This is a genomic window from Salmonella sp. 32082101201600294FB01SM01, from assembly GCF_017572865.1.
Taxonomy (GTDB): domain Bacteria; phylum Pseudomonadota; class Gammaproteobacteria; order Enterobacterales; family Enterobacteriaceae; genus Salmonella; species Salmonella enterica.
Genome location: NZ_JAGESB010000003.1, coordinates 122,706 through 140,963, shown reverse-complemented (window position 1 = coordinate 140,963; position 18,258 = coordinate 122,706). Strand labels below are relative to the sequence as shown.

The 18,258-nt window shown below is 53.9% G+C and carries 17 protein-coding genes and 2 pseudogenes; 11 read left to right on the top strand and 8 right to left on the bottom strand.

All coding sequences use genetic code 11. From position 1 onward, the window contains the following. Positions 1 to 101: 101 nt before the first annotated feature. The 9 genes from murC to mutT all read left to right on the top strand — a co-directional run bounded on the left by murC (position 102) and on the right by mutT (position 10,902). The gene (gene murC, locus J4645_RS13945; RefSeq protein WP_001096069.1) at positions 102 to 1,577 is read left to right on the top strand and encodes a UDP-N-acetylmuramate--L-alanine ligase; all 1,476 of its coding nucleotides are present in this window, start codon (positions 102 to 104) and stop codon (positions 1,575 to 1,577) included. After that, positions 1,570 to 2,490, top strand: coding sequence for a D-alanine--D-alanine ligase (locus J4645_RS13940; RefSeq protein ID WP_000763895.1), 921 nt, complete (start codon positions 1,570 to 1,572; stop codon positions 2,488 to 2,490). The genes murC and J4645_RS13940 overlap by 8 nt, the downstream gene beginning before the upstream one ends. 1 nt (position 2,491) lies before the next feature. Further along, positions 2,492 to 3,322: a cell division protein FtsQ gene (gene ftsQ, locus J4645_RS13935; RefSeq protein ID WP_000075728.1), complete on the top strand. Its 831-nt coding sequence runs from the start codon at positions 2,492 to 2,494 to the stop codon at positions 3,320 to 3,322. Beyond that, positions 3,319 to 4,581, top strand: a complete 1,263-nt coding sequence (gene ftsA / locus J4645_RS13930; RefSeq protein WP_000588463.1) for a cell division protein FtsA — start codon at positions 3,319 to 3,321, stop codon at positions 4,579 to 4,581. The genes ftsQ and ftsA overlap by 4 nt, the downstream gene beginning before the upstream one ends. Positions 4,582 to 4,642: 61 nt before the next feature. Further along, positions 4,643 to 5,794, top strand: a complete 1,152-nt coding sequence (ftsZ, locus tag J4645_RS13925) for a cell division protein FtsZ (protein WP_000462785.1) — start codon at positions 4,643 to 4,645, stop codon at positions 5,792 to 5,794. A 100-nt stretch (positions 5,795 to 5,894) separates the two neighbouring features. Continuing rightward, the gene (gene lpxC, locus J4645_RS13920; protein ID WP_000595487.1) at positions 5,895 to 6,812 is read left to right on the top strand and encodes a UDP-3-O-acyl-N-acetylglucosamine deacetylase; all 918 of its coding nucleotides are present in this window, start codon (positions 5,895 to 5,897) and stop codon (positions 6,810 to 6,812) included. 278 nt (positions 6,813 to 7,090) lie between these two features. Next, positions 7,091 to 7,588 carry a secA translation cis-regulator SecM gene (gene secM / locus J4645_RS13915; RefSeq protein ID WP_000014336.1) on the top strand — a complete coding sequence of 166 codons (498 nt, stop codon included), beginning with the start codon at positions 7,091 to 7,093 and terminating at the stop codon, positions 7,586 to 7,588. Positions 7,589 to 7,649: 61 nt separating this feature from the next. Further along, a complete protein-coding gene (gene secA, locus J4645_RS13910) occupies positions 7,650 to 10,355 on the top strand; it encodes a preprotein translocase subunit SecA (RefSeq protein WP_000905755.1) in 2,706 nt (901 codons plus the stop codon). Between the two features lie 151 nt (positions 10,356 to 10,506). Continuing rightward, positions 10,507 to 10,902 (top strand): 8-oxo-dGTP diphosphatase MutT, encoded by a 396-nt coding sequence (mutT, locus tag J4645_RS13905; protein ID WP_000826474.1) that lies wholly within the window; start codon positions 10,507 to 10,509, stop codon positions 10,900 to 10,902. A gap of 33 nt (positions 10,903 to 10,935) precedes the next feature. On the opposite strand, the pseudogene J4645_RS22255 reads toward mutT, so the two are convergent. After that, positions 10,936 to 11,064 (bottom strand): annotated as a pseudogene (locus tag J4645_RS22255) (aldo/keto reductase); the annotation flags it as partial. A 47-nt stretch (positions 11,065 to 11,111) separates the two neighbouring features. Here J4645_RS22255 and J4645_RS13900 point away from each other — a divergent pair. Then, positions 11,112 to 11,219 (top strand): annotated as a pseudogene (locus J4645_RS13900) (LysR family transcriptional regulator); the annotation flags it as partial. On the opposite strand, the gene yacG reads toward J4645_RS13900, so the two are convergent. From yacG to coaE, 3 genes are read right to left on the bottom strand one after another with little or no spacing between them, the layout of a single operon-like run. After that, positions 11,216 to 11,407, bottom strand: coding sequence for a DNA gyrase inhibitor YacG (gene yacG, locus J4645_RS13895; protein ID WP_001286419.1), 192 nt, complete (start codon positions 11,405 to 11,407; stop codon positions 11,216 to 11,218). The pseudogene J4645_RS13900 and the gene yacG overlap by 4 nt on opposite strands. A gap of 9 nt (positions 11,408 to 11,416) precedes the next feature. Beyond that, positions 11,417 to 12,160 (bottom strand): cell division protein ZapD, encoded by a 744-nt coding sequence (zapD, locus tag J4645_RS13890; RefSeq protein ID WP_000557441.1) that lies wholly within the window; start codon positions 12,158 to 12,160, stop codon positions 11,417 to 11,419. Next, entirely contained in the window at positions 12,160 to 12,780 is a 621-nt protein-coding gene (gene coaE / locus J4645_RS13885) for a dephospho-CoA kinase (protein ID WP_001270914.1), read from the bottom strand. The genes zapD and coaE overlap by 1 nt, the downstream gene beginning before the upstream one ends. A gap of 225 nt (positions 12,781 to 13,005) precedes the next feature. Between coaE and J4645_RS13880 the strand changes: the two genes are divergently transcribed. Beyond that, a complete protein-coding gene (locus tag J4645_RS13880; RefSeq protein WP_001217361.1) occupies positions 13,006 to 14,049 on the top strand; it encodes a GMP reductase in 1,044 nt (347 codons plus the stop codon). A 30-nt stretch (positions 14,050 to 14,079) separates the two neighbouring features. Here J4645_RS13880 and hofC read toward each other — a convergent pair whose 3' ends face one another. From hofC to nadC, 4 genes are all read right to left on the bottom strand, one after another. Next, on the bottom strand, positions 14,080 to 15,282 hold the full coding sequence (gene hofC / locus J4645_RS13875) for a protein transport protein HofC (protein WP_023220750.1): 1,203 nt from the start codon (positions 15,280 to 15,282) through the stop codon (positions 14,080 to 14,082). Continuing rightward, positions 15,272 to 16,657: a type II secretion system protein GspE gene (gene gspE, locus J4645_RS13870; RefSeq protein ID WP_000650596.1), complete on the bottom strand. Its 1,386-nt coding sequence runs from the start codon at positions 16,655 to 16,657 to the stop codon at positions 15,272 to 15,274. Before gspE ends, hofC begins: the two co-directional genes overlap by 11 nt. A 9-nt stretch (positions 16,658 to 16,666) precedes the next feature. Then, on the bottom strand, positions 16,667 to 17,104 hold the full coding sequence (gene ppdD, locus J4645_RS13865) for a prepilin peptidase-dependent pilin (RefSeq protein ID WP_000414988.1): 438 nt from the start codon (positions 17,102 to 17,104) through the stop codon (positions 16,667 to 16,669). Positions 17,105 to 17,325: 221 nt separating this feature from the next. Continuing rightward, entirely contained in the window at positions 17,326 to 18,219 is an 894-nt protein-coding gene (nadC, locus tag J4645_RS13860) for a carboxylating nicotinate-nucleotide diphosphorylase (protein ID WP_023214748.1), read from the bottom strand. Between the last annotated feature and the right edge of the window lie 39 nt (positions 18,220 to 18,258).

The following is an 18,258-nucleotide window of genomic DNA, read 5'->3' as shown; positions in this document are numbered from 1 at the left end:
TGCATCGCAGGGTTTTTCTACCCTCAATAATTTGGGTTGCAGGCAAGCCAACGCATCTGCAATTTGAAGTATGGCGGGTATTGGAGTTAATGGCGTAAAGAATGAATACACAACAACTGGCAAAACTGCGTTCCATCGTGCCCGAAATGCGTCGCGTTCGGCACATTCACTTTGTCGGCATCGGTGGTGCTGGTATGGGCGGTATTGCCGAAGTTCTGGCCAATGAAGGGTATCAGATCAGTGGTTCCGATTTAGCGCCGAATCCGGTGACCCAGCAGTTGACGAGCCTGGGGGCGACGATTTTCTTTAACCATCGTCCGGAAAATGTGCGTGATGCCAGCGTGGTCGTCGTTTCCAGCGCAATTTCCGCGGATAACCCGGAAATTGTCGCGGCGCATGAAGCGCGTATTCCGGTTATTCGCCGTGCGGAAATGCTGGCGGAACTGATGCGTTTTCGCCACGGCATCGCCATTGCCGGGACGCACGGAAAAACCACAACGACCGCGATGGTGTCCAGTATTTATGCCGAAGCGGGGCTGGACCCGACTTTCGTGAATGGCGGACTGGTGAAAGCCGCAGGCGTTCATGCGCGTCTGGGCCATAGTCGTTACCTGATTGCCGAGGCAGATGAGAGCGACGCGTCCTTCCTGCATTTGCAGCCGATGGTCGCGATCGTCACCAACATCGAAGCCGACCATATGGATACCTATCATGGCGACTTTGAAAATTTAAAGCAGACGTTTATTAACTTCCTGCATAACCTGCCGTTCTACGGTCGCGCGGTAATGTGCGTCGACGATCCGGTCATCCGCGAGTTGCTGCCGCGGGTGGGGCGTCAGACCACGACGTATGGCTTTAGCGAGGATGCTGACGTCCGCGTAGAAGATTATCAGCAGATAGGGCCGCAGGGGCACTTTACGCTGTTGCGCCAGGGAATGCCGGATCTGCATGTCACGTTGAATGCGCCGGGTCGCCACAATGCTCTGAATGCCGCCGCGGCAGTGGCGGTAGCGACCGAAGAAGGCATCGCCGATGACGCTATCCTGCGCGCGCTGGAAAGCTTCCAGGGGACCGGGCGTCGTTTTGACTTCCTCGGCGAGTTCCCGCTTGAGCCGGTGAATGGTAAAGCCGGGACGGCGATGCTGGTGGATGATTATGGCCATCATCCGACTGAAGTAGACGCCACCATTAAAGCTGCGCGAGCAGGGTGGCCGGATAAAAAACTGGTGATGCTGTTTCAGCCGCACCGTTACACGCGCACGCGCGATCTGTATGACGATTTCGCCAATGTGCTGACCCAGGTTGATGCGCTGCTGATGCTGGACGTTTACCCGGCGGGCGAAGCGCCGATTCCGGGAGCGGATAGCCGTTCTTTATGTCGTACGATTCGTAATCGGGGAAAAATTGACCCGATTCTGGTTTCCGATCCGGCTCAGGTTGCGACAATGTTAGCGCCGGTGCTGACGGGTAACGACTTGATATTAGTGCAAGGCGCAGGAAATGTTGGCAAAATTGCGCGTTACTTATCTGAAATCAAGCTGAAGCCGCAAATCCAGGAGGAAGAACAACATGGCTGATAAAATCGCGGTCCTGTTGGGCGGAACCTCTGCGGAGCGGGACGTTTCGTTAAATTCCGGCGCGGCAGTGTTGGCCGGGTTACGTGAAGGCGGCATTGATGCGCATCCCGTCGATCCGCAAGAGGTCGATGTCGCGCAGCTTAAAGCAATGGGCTTTCAGAAGGTCTTTATTGCGTTGCATGGCCGCGGCGGTGAAGATGGCACCTTACAGGGAATGCTTGAGCTGCTCGGCCTGCCTTATACCGGTAGCGGCGTGATGGCCTCGGCGCTTTCCATGGATAAACTGCGCAGTAAATTGCTGTGGCAGGGCGCAGGCTTACCGGTTGCGCCGTGGGTCGCGCTGACGCGCGCTGAGTTTGAAAAAGGCCTTAGCGAAGAACAAAAAGCGCGAATTTCGGCGCTGGGTTTACCGCTAATTGTCAAACCCAGCCGTGAAGGCTCCAGCGTCGGTATGACGAAAGTAGTAGAAGAAAATGCTTTACAGGGTGCGTTATCATTGGCTTTTCAGCATGATGACGAAATACTGATTGAGAAATGGCTGTGCGGTCCGGAATTTACGGTGGCGATAGTTGGCGAAGAAATTTTACCGTCAATTCGTATCCAACCGGCAGGAACCTTCTATGATTATGAGGCGAAGTATCTCTCTGATGAGACTCAGTATTTCTGCCCTGCTGGTTTAGAAGCGTCCCAGGAAGCCGCGCTACAGTCTCTCGTCCTGCAGGCATGGAAAGCTTTAGGCTGCACGGGATGGGGGCGTATTGACGTCATGCTGGACAGCGATGGTCAGTTTTATCTGCTGGAAGCCAATACATCTCCGGGGATGACCAGCCATAGTCTGGTGCCGATGGCGGCGCGTCAGGCGGGAATGAGCTTCTCGCAGTTAGTGGTACGAATTCTGGAGTTGGCGGACTGATATGTCGCAGGCTGCGCTGAACACGCGAAACAGTGATGAAGAGACGCCTTCTTCACGCCGCAATAATGGAACGCGTCTTGCAGGAATTTTATTCCTGCTGACGGTACTGTGCACCGTGTTTGTTAGCGGGTGGGTCGTGTTAGGGTGGATGGAAGATGCGCAGCGTTTACCGTTATCAAAGCTGGTATTAACCGGCGAGCGTCACTACACGCGTAACGATGATATCCGTCAGGCGATACTGGCTCTGGGCGCGCCGGGAACCTTCATGACGCAGGATGTGAACATTATCCAGAGCCAGATTGAGCGTTTGCCGTGGATTAAACAGGCCAGCGTCAGAAAACAGTGGCCTGATGAATTGAAGATTCATCTGGTTGAATATGTGCCGATTGCGCGTTGGAATGATCAACATATGGTCGATGCTGAAGGGAACACCTTCAGCGTGCCGTCAGACCGCATCGGCAAACAGGTTTTACCCATGTTGTATGGCCCGGAAGGCAGCGCGAGTGAAGTGTTGCAGGGATACCGCGAGATGGGGCAGGTGCTGGCTAAGGATAAATTCACTCTAAAGGAAGCGGCGATGACCGCACGTCGCTCCTGGCAATTGACGCTTAATAACGGCATTAAGCTCAATCTCGGCAGGGGCGATACGATGAAAAGGTTGGCTCGCTTTGTAGAACTCTATCCGGTTTTACAGCAGCAGGCGCAAACCGATGGCAAACGGATTAGCTACGTTGATTTGCGTTATGACTCAGGTGCGGCAGTTGGCTGGGCGCCGCTCCCCCCTGAGGAATCTAATCAGCAACAGAATCAGGCACAGGCAGAACAACAATGATCAAGGCGACGGACAGAAAACTGGTAGTAGGACTGGAGATTGGCACCGCGAAGGTTGCCGCTTTAGTAGGGGAAGTTCTGCCCGACGGTATGGTCAATATCATTGGCGTGGGCAGTTGCCCATCGCGGGGTATGGATAAAGGCGGGGTGAATGACCTTGAGTCAGTGGTGAAATGCGTTCAGCGCGCCATTGACCAGGCGGAATTGATGGCTGATTGCCAGATCTCCTCGGTATATCTGGCGCTTTCCGGCAAACATATTAGCTGTCAGAATGAAATTGGTATGGTGCCCATTTCCGAAGAGGAAGTGACGCAAGAAGATGTGGAAAACGTCGTGCATACTGCGAAGTCAGTGCGCGTGCGCGATGAACATCGCGTGCTGCATGTGATTCCTCAGGAGTACGCCATTGACTACCAGGAAGGCATTAAAAATCCGGTCGGTCTTTCCGGCGTGCGTATGCAGGCGAAAGTACATTTGATTACCTGCCACAACGATATGGCAAAAAACATTGTCAAAGCTGTTGAACGTTGTGGTCTGAAAGTTGACCAACTGATATTTGCCGGACTGGCGGCCAGTTATTCCGTGTTAACGGAAGATGAACGTGAACTGGGCGTCTGTGTCGTGGATATCGGCGGTGGTACAATGGATATCGCCGTTTATACTGGCGGCGCGCTGCGTCATACCAAAGTGATCCCTTACGCGGGGAACGTGGTGACCAGCGATATCGCTTATGCCTTTGGTACACCGCCGAGCGATGCTGAAGCCATTAAAGTCCGCCACGGTTGCGCGCTGGGTTCCATCGTCGGTAAAGACGAGAGCGTTGAAGTACCGAGCGTAGGCGGGCGTCCGCCGCGCAGCCTGCAACGTCAGACGCTGGCGGAAGTGATTGAGCCGCGTTACACCGAGCTGCTCAATCTGGTCAACGAAGAGATATTGCAATTACAGGAACAGCTTCGCCAACAAGGGGTAAAACATCACCTGGCGGCGGGGATTGTGTTAACCGGCGGCGCGGCGCAAATCGAAGGGCTTGCTGCTTGCGCTCAGCGCGTGTTTCATACGCAGGTGCGTATCGGCGCGCCGCTGAATATTACCGGTCTGACGGATTATGCCCAGGAGCCGTATTACTCAACGGCGGTGGGATTGCTTCACTACGGGAAAGAGTCCCACTTAAACGGTGAAGCAGAAGTGGAAAAACGTGTTACGGCATCAGTTGGCTCGTGGATCAAGCGACTTAATAGCTGGCTGCGAAAAGAGTTTTAATTTTTTATGAGGCCGCCAGATATTACGGCCTCAGGCGACAGGCACATGACGGAGAGAGATTATGTTTGAACCTATGGAACTAACCAACGACGCGGTGATTAAAGTCATCGGCGTCGGTGGTGGCGGCGGTAACGCTGTTGAACACATGGTGCGCGAGCGCATCGAAGGTGTTGAATTCTTCGCGGTGAATACCGACGCTCAGGCGTTGCGTAAAACGGCGGTTGGCCAGACCATTCAAATTGGTAGCGGTATTACCAAAGGTCTGGGCGCCGGCGCTAACCCGGAAGTCGGTCGTAACGCGGCGGACGAAGACCGTGAAGCGCTGCGTGCGGCGCTTGAAGGCGCAGACATGGTATTTATCGCGGCAGGCATGGGCGGCGGTACCGGAACCGGCGCGGCGCCAGTGGTTGCTGAAGTGGCAAAAGATTTAGGTATTCTGACCGTTGCCGTGGTGACTAAGCCTTTCAATTTTGAAGGCAAAAAGCGCATGGCATTTGCGGAGCAGGGTATCACCGAGCTGTCCAAGCATGTGGACTCGTTGATCACCATCCCGAACGACAAGCTGCTGAAAGTGCTGGGCCGTGGTATCTCCCTGCTCGACGCGTTCGGCGCGGCTAACGACGTGCTGAAAGGCGCGGTTCAGGGTATCGCAGAGCTGATCACCCGCCCGGGCCTGATGAACGTCGACTTTGCTGACGTGCGTACCGTGATGTCTGAAATGGGCTACGCAATGATGGGCTCCGGCGTGGCGAGCGGTGAAGACCGTGCGGAAGAAGCGGCTGAAATGGCTATTTCTTCTCCGCTGCTGGAAGATATCGACCTGTCCGGCGCGCGCGGCGTGTTGGTCAACATTACTGCGGGCTTCGACCTGCGTCTGGACGAGTTTGAAACCGTCGGTAACACCATTCGCGCGTTTGCGTCGGATAACGCCACCGTGGTTATCGGTACCTCTCTGGACCCGGATATGAATGATGAACTGCGCGTGACGGTAGTGGCGACCGGTATTGGTATGGACAAACGTCCGGAAATCACCCTGGTCACCAATAAACAGGTGCAGCAGCCGGTGTTGGATCGTTATCAGCAGCACGGTATGGCGCCGTTGACGCAGGAGCAAAAAACGGTCGCGAAAGTGGTTAACGACAATACACCACAGGCGGCGAAAGAGCCGGATTATCTGGATATCCCCGCATTCCTGCGTAAGCAAGCTGATTAAGAATTAGCTGGAATTTGGGATTCTGGGCTCTTTGTGCTAAACTGGCCCGCCGAATGTATAGTACACTTCGGTTGGATAGGTAATTTGGCGAGATTATACGATGATCAAACAAAGGACACTTAAACGTATCGTTCAGGCGACTGGCGTCGGTTTACACACCGGCAAAAAAGTCACCCTGACATTACGCCCTGCGCCGGCCAATACCGGGGTCATCTATCGTCGCACCGACTTGAATCCACCGGTAGATTTCCCGGCCGATGCCAAATCTGTGCGTGATACCATGCTCTGTACGTGTCTGGTGAATGAGCATGATGTACGGATTTCAACCGTTGAGCACCTGAACGCTGCTCTGGCGGGCTTAGGTATCGATAACATCGTTATTGAGGTTAATGCCCCGGAAATCCCGATCATGGATGGCAGTGCCGCTCCGTTTGTCTACCTGCTGCTTGATGCCGGTATTGATGAACTGAACTGCGCCAAAAAATTCGTACGCATCAAAGAGACTGTTCGGGTTGAAGATGGCGATAAATGGGCTGAATTCAGACCGTACAATGGTTTTACGTTGGATTTCACCATCGACTTTAACCATCCGGCGATCGATTCCAGCAGCCAGCGCTACGCGATGAACTTCTCTGCGGATGCGTTCATGCGCCAGATCAGCCGTGCGCGTACCTTCGGTTTTATGCGTGATATCGAATATCTGCAGTCCCGCGGCCTGTGCCTGGGCGGCAGCTTCGATTGTGCCATCGTTGTTGACGATTATCGCGTATTGAACGAAGACGGCCTGCGTTTTGAAGATGAATTCGTTCGTCACAAAATGCTTGACGCGATCGGTGACTTGTTCATGTGTGGTCACAATATTATTGGTGCGTTTACCGCGTATAAATCCGGTCACGCATTGAATAACAAATTGTTACAGGCAGTCCTGGCAAAACAGGAAGCCTGGGAATTTGTGACCTTCCAGGACGACGCAGAACTGCCGTTGGCTTTCAAAGCGCCTTCGACGGTACTGGCATAACGACATACGCTGTCGTATAAAATTCGACTGGTTAACCTGGCACTCTCTCCGGCCAGGCGAGCCAGTCGTTTTTTTTACTATTCTTTATCTGCGCTTTCCTTAATACAGCCATTTTGACAGGGTTAAATGGAAACACGGCGCGTTCGCTGTTTTCTTAGCCGATTTTCACCTTAGCTTCTCGTCATTACTGCTGTAGCGCGTACGCTTTAATGATAAGATTTGTGCGCAAATTGTTTTGATTCCGTAAGCCCATGAGGGGCATATCAGGTGGCAATGACGTGAGTGGAATACTGACGCGCTGGCGACAGTTAGGCAGACGATACTTCTGGCCGCATCTCTTATTAGGGATGGTCGCGGCGAGTTTTGGTTTGCCCGCGCTCAGTAACGCCGCCGAAACCAATACGCCTGCAAGGACGACCGCCAGCACCGCGTCTAAAGTTAACTTTAGCCATCTTGCGCTGTTAGAAGCCTCTAACCGTCGTCCCAATTTCACCGTAGATTACTGGCATCAGCACGCTATTCGCACGGTGATTCGCCACCTTTCTTTTGCAATGGCGCCGCAAACGCTGCCCGTTGCCGATGCGCCTTCGCCATTACAGGCGCATCATATCGCCTTACTGAATACGCTCAGCGCGATGCTCACGCAGGAGGGCACGCCGCCGGCGATTGTTCGCCGCCTCTCCCTGGCGTATTTTGCGCCACAAACCGCATTTAGCATCCCGGCCTGGATAAGTCAGGCGCAGGGTATCCGCGCCGGTCCGCAACGTCTCAGCTAACGAAAAAAGACCCTTTTACTTTATTTGTAGCTCCGCGGCGCGGGGCATTTGAGACTTTATTATGCTAATCAAATTATTAACCAAAGTATTCGGTAGCCGTAACGATCGTACGCTGCGTCGTATGCGTAAGGCCGTCAGCCTTATTAATGCGATGGAACCGGAGATGGAAAAACTCTCCGATGACGAACTGAAAGCGAAAACCAACGAATTTCGCGCCCGTATTGAAAAAGGCGAAAGCGTAGAGAGCCTGATTCCGGAAGCGTTCGCGGTGGTGCGTGAAGCCAGTAAACGCGTCTTTGGGATGCGTCACTTCGACGTTCAGCTATTGGGTGGTATGGTGCTCAACGATCGCTGTATCGCCGAAATGCGTACTGGTGAAGGTAAAACGCTGACCGCAACGCTGCCAGCCTACCTGAACGCGCTGTCCGGCAAAGGCGTTCATGTGGTAACCGTGAACGACTATCTGGCGCAGCGTGACGCCGAAAACAACCGTCCGCTATTCGAATTCCTCGGTATGTCCGTTGGTATCAACCTGCCAGGTATGCCTGCGCCAGCCAAACGTGAAGCTTACGCTGCCGACATCACTTACGGCACTAACAACGAATACGGTTTTGACTACCTGCGCGATAACATGGCGTTCAGCCCGGAAGAGCGCGTGCAGCGTAAACTGCATTATGCGCTGGTGGATGAGGTCGACTCCATCCTGATCGATGAAGCGCGTACGCCGCTGATTATTTCCGGCCCGGCGGAAGATAGCTCGGAAATGTACAAAAAAGTGAACAAAATCATTCCGCACCTGATTCGTCAGGAGAAAGAAGATTCTGACACTTTCCAGGGCGAAGGCCACTTCTCCGTTGATGAGAAAGCGCGCCAGGTTAACCTGACCGAACGCGGTCTGGTGCTGATCGAAGAGCTACTGGTGCAAGAAGGCATTATGGATGAAGGCGAGTCGCTCTACTCGCCTGGCAATATTATGCTGATGCATCACGTCACCGCCGCGCTGCGCGCGCACGCGCTGTTTACCCGTGACGTGGATTACATTGTGAAAGACGGCGAAGTCATCATTGTTGATGAACATACCGGTCGTACCATGCAGGGGCGTCGCTGGTCTGACGGTCTGCACCAGGCGGTAGAAGCGAAAGAAGGCGTTGAAATTCAGAATGAAAACCAGACGCTGGCGTCTATCACCTTCCAGAACTACTTCCGTCTGTATGAAAAGCTGGCCGGTATGACCGGTACGGCGGATACTGAAGCCTTCGAATTTAGCTCTATCTATAAGCTGGACACCGTCGTTGTTCCGACCAACCGTCCGATGATCCGTAAAGATTTGCCGGATCTGGTCTACATGACCGAAGCAGAAAAAATCCAGGCCATTATCGAAGATATTAAAGAGCGTACCGCGAACGGTCAGCCAGTGCTGGTCGGGACGATTTCTATCGAGAAATCTGAAGTGGTCTCCAGAGAGCTGACCAAAGCGGGCATCAAACATAACGTACTGAACGCAAAATTCCACGCCAACGAAGCAGGCATCGTTGCGCAGGCTGGTTATCCAGCGGCGGTCACTATCGCTACCAACATGGCGGGTCGTGGTACCGATATTATGCTGGGCGGTAGCTGGCAGGCGGAAGTCGCCGCGCTGGAAGCGCCGACGGAAGAACAGATTGCGCAGATTAAAGCGGACTGGCAGGTACGCCATGACGCGGTTCTGGCTGCCGGCGGTCTGCATATCATTGGCACCGAGCGCCATGAATCCCGCCGTATCGACAACCAGCTGCGAGGCCGTTCCGGTCGCCAGGGCGATCCGGGTTCTTCCCGTTTCTACCTGTCGATGGAAGATGCGCTGATGCGTATTTTCGCCTCCGATCGTGTCTCCGGTATGATGCGTAAACTGGGGATGAAGCCGGGCGAAGCGATTGAGCACCCGTGGGTGACGAAAGCTATCGCTAACGCGCAGCGTAAAGTAGAAAGCCGTAACTTCGATATTCGTAAGCAACTGCTGGAATATGATGATGTGGCGAACGATCAGCGCCGTGCAATTTATACCCAGCGTAACGAACTGCTGGATGTGTCTGACGTGAGCGACACCATTAACAGCATTCGCGAAGATGTCTTTAAGGCGACTATCGACGCCTACATTCCGCCGCAGTCGCTGGAAGAGATGTGGGACATCCCGGGTTTGCAGGAACGCCTGAAAAACGACTTCGACCTGGAGCTGCCGATTGCCGAATGGCTGGATAAAGAGCCGGAGCTGCATGAGGAGACGCTGCGTGAGCGCATCCTGGCGCAGTCTATCGAAGTGTATCAGCGTAAAGAAGAGGTGGTTGGCGCTGAAATGATGCGTCATTTCGAAAAAGGCGTGATGCTGCAAACGCTCGATTCCCTGTGGAAAGAGCACCTGGCGGCGATGGATTACCTGCGTCAGGGTATTCATCTGCGCGGCTATGCGCAAAAAGATCCGAAGCAGGAATACAAGCGCGAATCCTTCGCTATGTTCGCCGCGATGCTGGAATCGCTGAAATATGAAGTGATCAGCACCCTGAGCAAAGTCCAGGTACGTATGCCGGAAGAGGTCGAAGCGATGGAAATGCAGCGTCGCGAAGAGGCGGAGCGCCTGGCGCAGATGCAGCAGCTAAGCCATCAGGATGACGATACCGCCGTGGCTGCCGATCTGGCCGCCCAAACAGGCGAACGTAAGATTGGACGTAACGATCCTTGCCCTTGCGGTTCCGGTAAGAAATACAAACAGTGTCACGGTCGCCTGAGCTAATGCGATAAACTTACCGGCCTGATAAGACATAATGTGTTGCCATCAGGTCGGTGCTGGCATTATTGCCGAAGGGCGCTACGCTTATTCGGCCTGGCGTTGAACACAGATAAAAAGGCGCAGGCGACTGCGCCTTTTTTATGGATGCAACAAGATGAAAAGACTGCAAATCGCGGTTGGGATTATCCGCAACCCGAACGATGAAATTTTTATTACCCGACGCGCCGCTGATGCGCATATGGCGAACAAGCTGGAATTTCCCGGCGGAAAAATTGAAGCCGACGAAACACCAGAGCAGGCGTTGATCCGGGAGCTACAGGAAGAGGTGGGGATTACGCCAACACAGGTGACATTATTCGACACTCTGGAATATCAATTCCCGGACCGACACATTACGCTGTGGTTTTGGCTGGTTGAACGCTGGGAGGGCGAACCGTGGGGGAAAGAAGGACAGCCGGGACGGTGGATCGCGCAAAACGCGTTGAATACGGACGATTTTCCGCCGGCCAATGAACCGATTATTCGTAAATTACGCCAATTTGCGCCTTAGTGGGGGATCGCAACACGATCCCCATCGATCTTATTAGCGATTTAATGTCGACATAATTTCTGGCCAGTAGCGGGGGCCGGCCGCGGCGTCGTGAGGAAAAACCGCCTCAATTGCCGTCAGCTCCTGCGGGCTTAGGGTCAGTGATAACGCGCCAGGGTTTTCTGGCGCAGTGGCGGCTACGTTTCTGTTATAGCCTAATCTCGCCGGTTTATTGGTATTATCCCGGCCGCGCGCATATGGCGCCAAAACTACGCGTATTTATTGATTATTTTTGTCATAAGGCGATATTGCCGTCTCAACAGAGCTATCACCGTTAGCGCTCTTCACTCCAGTCGTCGCTATCAGACTGGTCGCCGCTGCTGGCGATTCGTTTCTCTTCGGCGGCCCATTCGCCCAAATCAATTAACTGACAGCGTTTAGAACAAAATGGGCGGAAGGGGCTAATTTCTCCCCAGACGACCGGTTTACCGCAGGTCGGACAGTTTACGACGGTCACGTCAGACATTTTTACTCCTTAGCAACAGGCCAGTTCAAAATCAAGACGCTCCGGCACCAGACCATTTTCACTATCCAGCGGCATAAAGCGAATGGCAAAACGGCTCTTATGGCCGGAAATTTGCGGATAAAGTTGTGAATCGAGCGTCAGCATAAGACGCAGCAAATCGGCGTCGTCCCCGTTATCCTGATAAAAACCGTTCAGGCTGGTTTGCTTACGGAAAGGCGCTGAATTACGGATCAGATCAAGCACCAACGTCAGCGCCTGGGTGAGGGGATTCAGGCTGGCAAGCCAGCTTTCAATCTGGGCGTCGCGCTGCGCCTGTTGTAGGTGCAACCAGATATGCAGAGTGGGTAAATCGAAACTGCAACAGCCGCCAGGAATACTTAGGCGTTGACGCACAAGGGCAATCAAGCGATCTTCGCGTAGCTGCTGGCCAATCCTCGGGGCGGAGATCAGCACGCTGCCCGCGGATTTTAACTGCTGGCGCAGGGCTTCAATACGGTCTTGATCGACGCCGGGAACCTCAACCCAGGCCTGTAATTTACGCTGCTGGCGCTCCAGTTCTTTCAGCAGTTCGGTACGGACTTCGCCCCGTTCGAACACATCCAGTAGATCGCTGATGTTACGGAAAAAATGCAGTGCGCCAGCATGGTCTGCAATTGGCAGGTTGATGGAGAGCTGTTGGATCAAAAACTCTATGCGCAGCCACGTACGCATCTTCTCATTGAGAGGGTGTTCAAATAGGACCTGGGTGTGCATTACGGTTTTTCCTGTGAGACAAACTGCGACGCGAGCTTAAGATAACTGGCGTGCAGGCGGGCCACATCTGATGCGATAGCATCCGGTGCGCCGTTATTATCAATAACATCGTCCGCCACGGCAAGGCGCGCTTCACGCGTCGCCTGCGCAGCGAGAATGTGTTCAACATGCTCGCGCGTAACATCATCACGCTGCATTGTGCGCATAAGCTGCGTTTCGGGCGTAACGTCAACCACCAGTACGCGGTTGGCTTTTTGATACAGCCTGTTTTCAACCAGCAGAGGCACAACCCATAACACATAGGGCGACGTAGCCTGTTGAAACTGTCGTTGGGTTTCCTGCTGAATTAAGGGATGAAGCAGAGCGTTAAGCCAGGCTTTTTCTTCCGGATGCGAAAAAATACGCTCACGCAGCGCCCGGCGACGTAACGTGCCGTCGGCGGCGATAAGTTCAGAACCAAAATGTTCCGCTATTGCGTTCAGGGCGGGCTGCCCTGGCTCAACCATCTGGCGCGCGATAATATCCGCGTCGATGACGGTTATTCCGAGGTCAGCGAAGGCATCAGCGACGGTACTTTTACCGCTGCCAATACCGCCGGTTAAGGCTACGGTATACCTCATATCTCCAGCTTCCGGAATTTTAGTTTGATAATCAAAAGGTTAAATTTTAAACATACAAAGACGATGCGCTCTGAGCATTAACCTACTATTCGCCAGGTAAATTTATGGGATTGTAACGTAAAAAAAGAGAATTTCGCAGTCTTGTACGGCCATGATTAGTGCGTATGATAGCGTCACTGGAGTTGTGAGTTTCGATTTTTCGCCATTAACCCCAGGAATCCGCACATGCGTATTGAAGAAGATCTGAAGTTAGGTTTCAAAGACGTTCTTATCCGTCCTAAACGTTCTACCCTCAAAAGCCGTTCCGATGTCGAACTGGAACGTCAATTCACCTTTAAACACTCAGGTCAGACCTGGTCTGGCGTACCGATTATCGCGGCCAATATGGATACCGTCGGGACGTTTGAAATGGCGCAAGCATTGGCCGGGTTTGATATTCTGACTGCTGTACATAAACATTATACCGTTGAAGAGTGGGCAGCTTTTATCAACAAGGCTTCGGCTGATGTTCTCAAGCATGTGATGGTTTCTACCGGGACCTCTGATGCTGATTTCGAAAAAACCGTGCAGATTCTGGCGCTGAATCCTGCGCTGAACTTTGTCTGTATTGATGTGGCCAATGGCTATTCAGAACATTTTGTGCAGTTCGTCGCGAAAGCACGTGAAGCATGGCCGACAAAAACAATCTGCGCAGGCAATGTGGTAACTGGCGAGATGTGCGAAGAGCTTATCCTCTCCGGCGCCGATATCGTGAAAGTGGGAATTGGTCCCGGCTCCGTATGCACGACGCGTGTAAAAACCGGCGTTGGTTATCCGCAACTGTCGGCGGTTATCGAATGTGCTGACGCGGCGCATGGCCTGGGCGGCATGATCGTCAGCGATGGCGGCTGCACCATGCCAGGCGACGTAGCAAAAGCCTTCGGCGGCGGCGCGGATTTCGTTATGTTGGGCGGCATGCTGGCGGGTCACGAAGAGAGCGGCGGCAGCGTGGTAGAAGAGAACGGCGAGAAATTTATGCTGTTCTACGGCATGAGTTCGGAATCTGCGATGAACCGTCATGTCGGCGGCGTCGCGAAATACCGCGCGGCAGAAGGTAAAACGGTTAAATTGCCGCTGCGTGGGCCGGTGGGCAATACTGCCCGCGATATCCTGGGCGGTTTGCGCTCAGCCTGCACTTATGTCGGCGCGTCTCGCCTGAAAGAGTTGACCAAACGCACCACCTTTATTCGGGTGCAGGAACAAGAAAACCGCATTTTCAATAGCCTCTAATATTCTGGCTGGCGTAAATGTGCGCCAGCCTTATCCCATCCCGCTCATCGCGTCTCCCAGATGAAAAATCGGCAAATACATCGCCACCACCAGCGTACCGATAATTAAGCCGGTGATGATCAATAACGCCGGTTCCAACAGCGACGCCAGATTATCGGCCAGCGCCAGCGTAGTGTCACTGTGGTGACGGGCAAGATTATGCAGCATGATATCGAGTGAGCCGGACGCTTCGCCCGTTCTGACCAGTTGCAGGCATAGCGGACTAAATTCCTGGGTATTTTTTAGCGCCAACCAGACCGGATTGCCCGCGGCGATCTCCTGATGTACCTGCGTTAAACGCTGTGACCAGTAAGGGCAGCCGAGACTCTCGATAGCGCTTTCCAGTCCCTGAAGAAAAGGAATGCCTGCGCTTTGGGTCAATGCCAGTACGGTGAATATTTGCGCTAGTTTCTGGCCTCTTATCAGGCGACCCATCACGGGAAGCCGTAGCAGAAGACGCTGCCGCTGCGCTTGCCAGGACGGCTTTTGTTTTACCCTGCGGTGAGCGATAGCAACGAGCATCGCCAGGAACAAGATGAGCCAACCCCATGCCGACCCCCATTGCGCTATCGCGATAATACCGCGCGTCAGAAGAGGGAGCGGGGTATTGAAGCTACGGTAAATGGCGGCAAATTCCGGCAGAACAAAGTGCAGCATGGCGAAAACGACCAGAGCGGCCATTGTCAGAATAATGGCGGGATAGCGCAGCGCCTTTTTCACGCTAACCGTAATCTGCCGCTGCGCTTTTTGCTGACGGGCCAGTTCAAAGCAGCATTCGGCCAGTTTGCCGGTCAGTTCTCCGGTGCGGATCATCGTCTGGTAGAGCGGCGGAAATACCTGCGGCCAGGAGACTAATGCGCTGGAAAAAGGGACGCCCTGTTCAAGCTCGTGAGCCAGCGTGCGCAACAACGCTTGCCATTGTCGGTGGGGATGCTGTTGCGCAAGGAGTTCCAGCCCTTCAGAAAGCGTCAGTCCGGCATGAATGAGCGTGGCCAACTGATGAATAATTTCAGCGCTTTGCTCTTCTTTCCACAGTGCGGCGTTAACGCCCATGCGCTTGATGCGAAGCGGCATAATGCGCTGATGTTGCAGGGTGATGATCAGCGCCAGACGATTGTCCACCCATACAACGTCTTGTTCCAGTTGACCTTTATCGTTAACGCCTTGCCAGCGCCAGAGCTGTTTAACGCTCATGGGGCATTCCCAGAACGCGCAGTATCTCTTCAAAGGACGTCATGCCTTGCTCAACGGCGCGACAGCCATTTTCAAAAAGCGTCCCTGTACCGGTCTGTTGGAGGTGGGCTTCCAGTGCTTGCGCCGATGCGCCGCTCGCAATTAACTGACGTAATGCCGGGGTAACGGTTAACACTTCGAATAACGCGGTTCGGCCATAAAAGCCGTGGTAGCAATGCTGACAGCCGCTTGCCTGCCAGCGCGGTAGCGCGCTGGGCCAAAGATTGGGCGATAGCACCACGGGATCGCTCAGACGCTGTTTGCAGTGCGGGCAAAGCTTCCTTACCAGGCGTTGCGCTACCACCAGCGTAAGCGCCGATGAGATCATCCAGCGTGCTACGCCCATTTGCTGCAAACGTATCAGGGTTTCGCTGGTGGAGTTTGTATGGAGCGTTGAAAGTACCAGATGGCCCGTTTGTGCCGCCTTAATGGCGATTTCTGCGGTGTCGCCGTCACGAATTTCACCTACCATGATGATGTCAGGGTCCTGGCGTAAAAGCGCGCGCAGCACATTTTGAAAGGTGAGTCCGGCGCGGGGATGGATCTGCGTCTGGTTAATCCCATCCAGTGGAATTTCTATCGGATCCTCAACGCTACAGAGGTTGATACCCGGCGTATTCCGGGTTTGTAGCGCGCTGTATAGCGTGACTGTTTTTCCGCTACCGGTGGGGCCAGTCACCAGTACCAGCCCCTGAGGTTGCTGTAGGGCTTGTCTAAAAGCGGTAAGTTGTGCCCCGTACATGCCCAGCGTGTCCAGATCCAGCGTTTGTTCAACCTGATGCAACAACCGTAAGACGACTTTTTCGCCTTCTTTACAGGGAAGCGTGGCGATACGAAAAGAGATGCTGTCGCCCGCCAGGTCAACGGTAAATTGCCCGTCCTGCGGCAGTCGATGTTCAGCGATGTCCAAATTTCCCAGGACTTTCAATCTGGCCGTCAGCGCAAGCCCCGTCTCTTTGGCGATGTCCTGCAGAATATGAAGAACGCCGTCGATGCGGAGTCTTATTCGGTAGCGGCTGGCGCCTGGTTCGAGATGGATATCAGAGGCGCGTTTCGCCATCGCCGAGCGTAATGTCTGATTGAGAAGCTGGGCCGCGGTTTCTCCGCCTTTCGCGGCGTTTGCCGAGGGAGCCTGATCCGGCTTATGCCGATGATTTTCCATTTGCTGGCGAGTCCAGCACACAATATCAATCTGTTTTTGCGTGGCGAAATGCAGAGCGTCCAGTAACGCATGAGAGGGCGCGTCGACCACAGCAACAGTGATACTGTTGCTGGCGCTATTGATCAGTACAGCCTGATGACGTTGACACAAGGTGTTGAGCTGAGCGTCTTTCATTTTGTCTCCTTAGTTGGCGTCAAAACGGAAGACATCTTCACAAGCCTGTTGTAACGCGCTGTCGCTTTGAATATTGCAGTTACGCGTCCAGCCGGTAATGCCGTTAGCATTGTCCCAGGCGGGCGTCATGATGACGTTAAGCCCGCTCAGACTCTCCTGGCCGGTAAGCGTGATGACGCCTTTTTCCACGCTCATGCCCGAAACATAACGGGTGATGACGGGCGAGGGGATACCGTTGACGCCCGCATCGCATGTGCTCGTCCCACCATGTTCCAGAGCGCAGAGTTCGACGGCGGTACGGTAGGGGACAAACGTTTGCAACATATCCGTCAGCGCCGCTTTACGTAGATAGTTCTGGTAAGCCGGAATGCCAATGGCGCTTAAAATGGCGATGATGCCAATAACGACCATCAATTCGATAAGCGTGAAACCGCGTTGTTTTTCCATTGTTCGCTCCTTGAGTTAGCTGGCGCTACTGTGGCAAACGAGGAAAGAGCGGGCGAGCGGCAAAAAGTAAAACGGGAAGGCGGATTCTGAAGATTTTTGCTGCGTTACATGACACGGCAACGTTATTGCGAGGCGCTACGAATATTTTACCGAATCACGACGCGGATAGCCGGACAGGTGATTTATAGACCCGACAGCGCAGCGCCATCGGGCGGAGAGGATCAGCAAAAACGCATGGAGAGATCGAGCGCGCGTATGTGCTTGGTCAGCGCGCCAACGGAGATGAAATCCACCCCGGTTTCAGCAAATTCGCGTAAGGTTTCCGCGGTGACGTTGCCGGATACTTCCAGCCGCGCCTGGCCGTTGACGCGTTTCACCGCCTCGCGCATCTGGTCGGTGTTGAAATTATCCAGCATGATAATATCCGCGCCTGCTTTCAGCGCATCGTCCAGTTCATCCAGATTTTCGACCTCGACTTCTACCGGCACGTCCGGATGTAGCCAGAACGCTTTTTCCACCGCCTGACGAACCGAACCGGAGGCGATGATATGGTTTTCTTTAATCAGGAACGCGTCAGTGAGGCCCAGACGATGATTGGCGCCGCCGCCGCATAAAACCGCATATTTGAGCGCGGTGCGCAGACCCGGCAGCGTTTTACGCGTGTCGAGCAATTGGGTTTGGGTGCCAGCCAGCAGTCCAACGTAGCGGCGTACTTCACTGGCGACGCCGGAAAGGGTCTGGACAAAGTTTAGCGCCGTGCGCTCGCCGGTCAGCAATACGCGAGCGGGGCCGTTCAGTTCAAACACTGTTTGGTTGGCATAAATGGCGTCGCCGTCATCGACATGCCAGGTGAGGCGCACATCATCGCCCGCCAGTTGGATGAAGACCTCTTCAACCCAGCGCTTGCCGCAGAAAACGCCGTCTTCACGAGTGATCACCGTGGCATGGGCTTGCGTATCTGCCGGCAAAAGTTGCGCGGTGATATCGTTGCCAGCATCGACTTCTCCACCTAAATCTTCACGCAGCGCCTGAGCAACGGCGGCAGGGATATCGAGATTAATGCGTTCCAGTAGCGCGTCACGTCGGTCGTCTGGGTTATAACGGCGAGGCGGCATGATAAAACTCCAAATTGCTAACGAATCATAAGGTAGAAA

What these genes read in the sequence shown, in the direction of transcription:
- murC (WP_001096069.1), top strand. Translation starts at nt 102, where the DNA reads ATGAATACACAACAACTGGCAAAACTGCGTTCCATCGTGCCCGAAATG.
- J4645_RS13940 (WP_000763895.1), top strand. Translation starts at nt 1,570, where the DNA reads ATGGCTGATAAAATCGCGGTCCTGTTGGGCGGAACCTCTGCGGAGCGG.
- ftsQ (WP_000075728.1), top strand. Translation starts at nt 2,492, where the DNA reads ATGTCGCAGGCTGCGCTGAACACGCGAAACAGTGATGAAGAGACGCCT.
- ftsA (WP_000588463.1), top strand. Translation starts at nt 3,319, where the DNA reads ATGATCAAGGCGACGGACAGAAAACTGGTAGTAGGACTGGAGATTGGC.
- ftsZ (WP_000462785.1), top strand. Translation starts at nt 4,643, where the DNA reads ATGTTTGAACCTATGGAACTAACCAACGACGCGGTGATTAAAGTCATC.
- lpxC (WP_000595487.1), top strand. Translation starts at nt 5,895, where the DNA reads ATGATCAAACAAAGGACACTTAAACGTATCGTTCAGGCGACTGGCGTC.
- secA (WP_000905755.1), top strand. Translation starts at nt 7,650, where the DNA reads ATGCTAATCAAATTATTAACCAAAGTATTCGGTAGCCGTAACGATCGT.
- mutT (WP_000826474.1), top strand. Translation starts at nt 10,507, where the DNA reads ATGAAAAGACTGCAAATCGCGGTTGGGATTATCCGCAACCCGAACGAT.
- yacG (WP_001286419.1), bottom strand. Translation starts at nt 11,407, where the DNA reads ATGTCTGACGTGACCGTCGTAAACTGTCCGACCTGCGGTAAACCGGTC.
- zapD (WP_000557441.1), bottom strand. Translation starts at nt 12,160, where the DNA reads ATGCACACCCAGGTCCTATTTGAACACCCTCTCAATGAGAAGATGCGT.
- coaE (WP_001270914.1), bottom strand. Translation starts at nt 12,780, where the DNA reads ATGAGGTATACCGTAGCCTTAACCGGCGGTATTGGCAGCGGTAAAAGT.
- J4645_RS13880 (WP_001217361.1), top strand. Translation starts at nt 13,006, where the DNA reads ATGCGTATTGAAGAAGATCTGAAGTTAGGTTTCAAAGACGTTCTTATC.
- hofC (WP_023220750.1), bottom strand. Translation starts at nt 15,282, where the DNA reads ATGAGCGTTAAACAGCTCTGGCGCTGGCAAGGCGTTAACGATAAAGGT.
- gspE (WP_000650596.1), bottom strand. Translation starts at nt 16,657, where the DNA reads ATGAAAGACGCTCAGCTCAACACCTTGTGTCAACGTCATCAGGCTGTA.
- ppdD (WP_000414988.1), bottom strand. Translation starts at nt 17,104, where the DNA reads ATGGAAAAACAACGCGGTTTCACGCTTATCGAATTGATGGTCGTTATT.
- nadC (WP_023214748.1), bottom strand. Translation starts at nt 18,219, where the DNA reads ATGCCGCCTCGCCGTTATAACCCAGACGACCGACGTGACGCGCTACTG.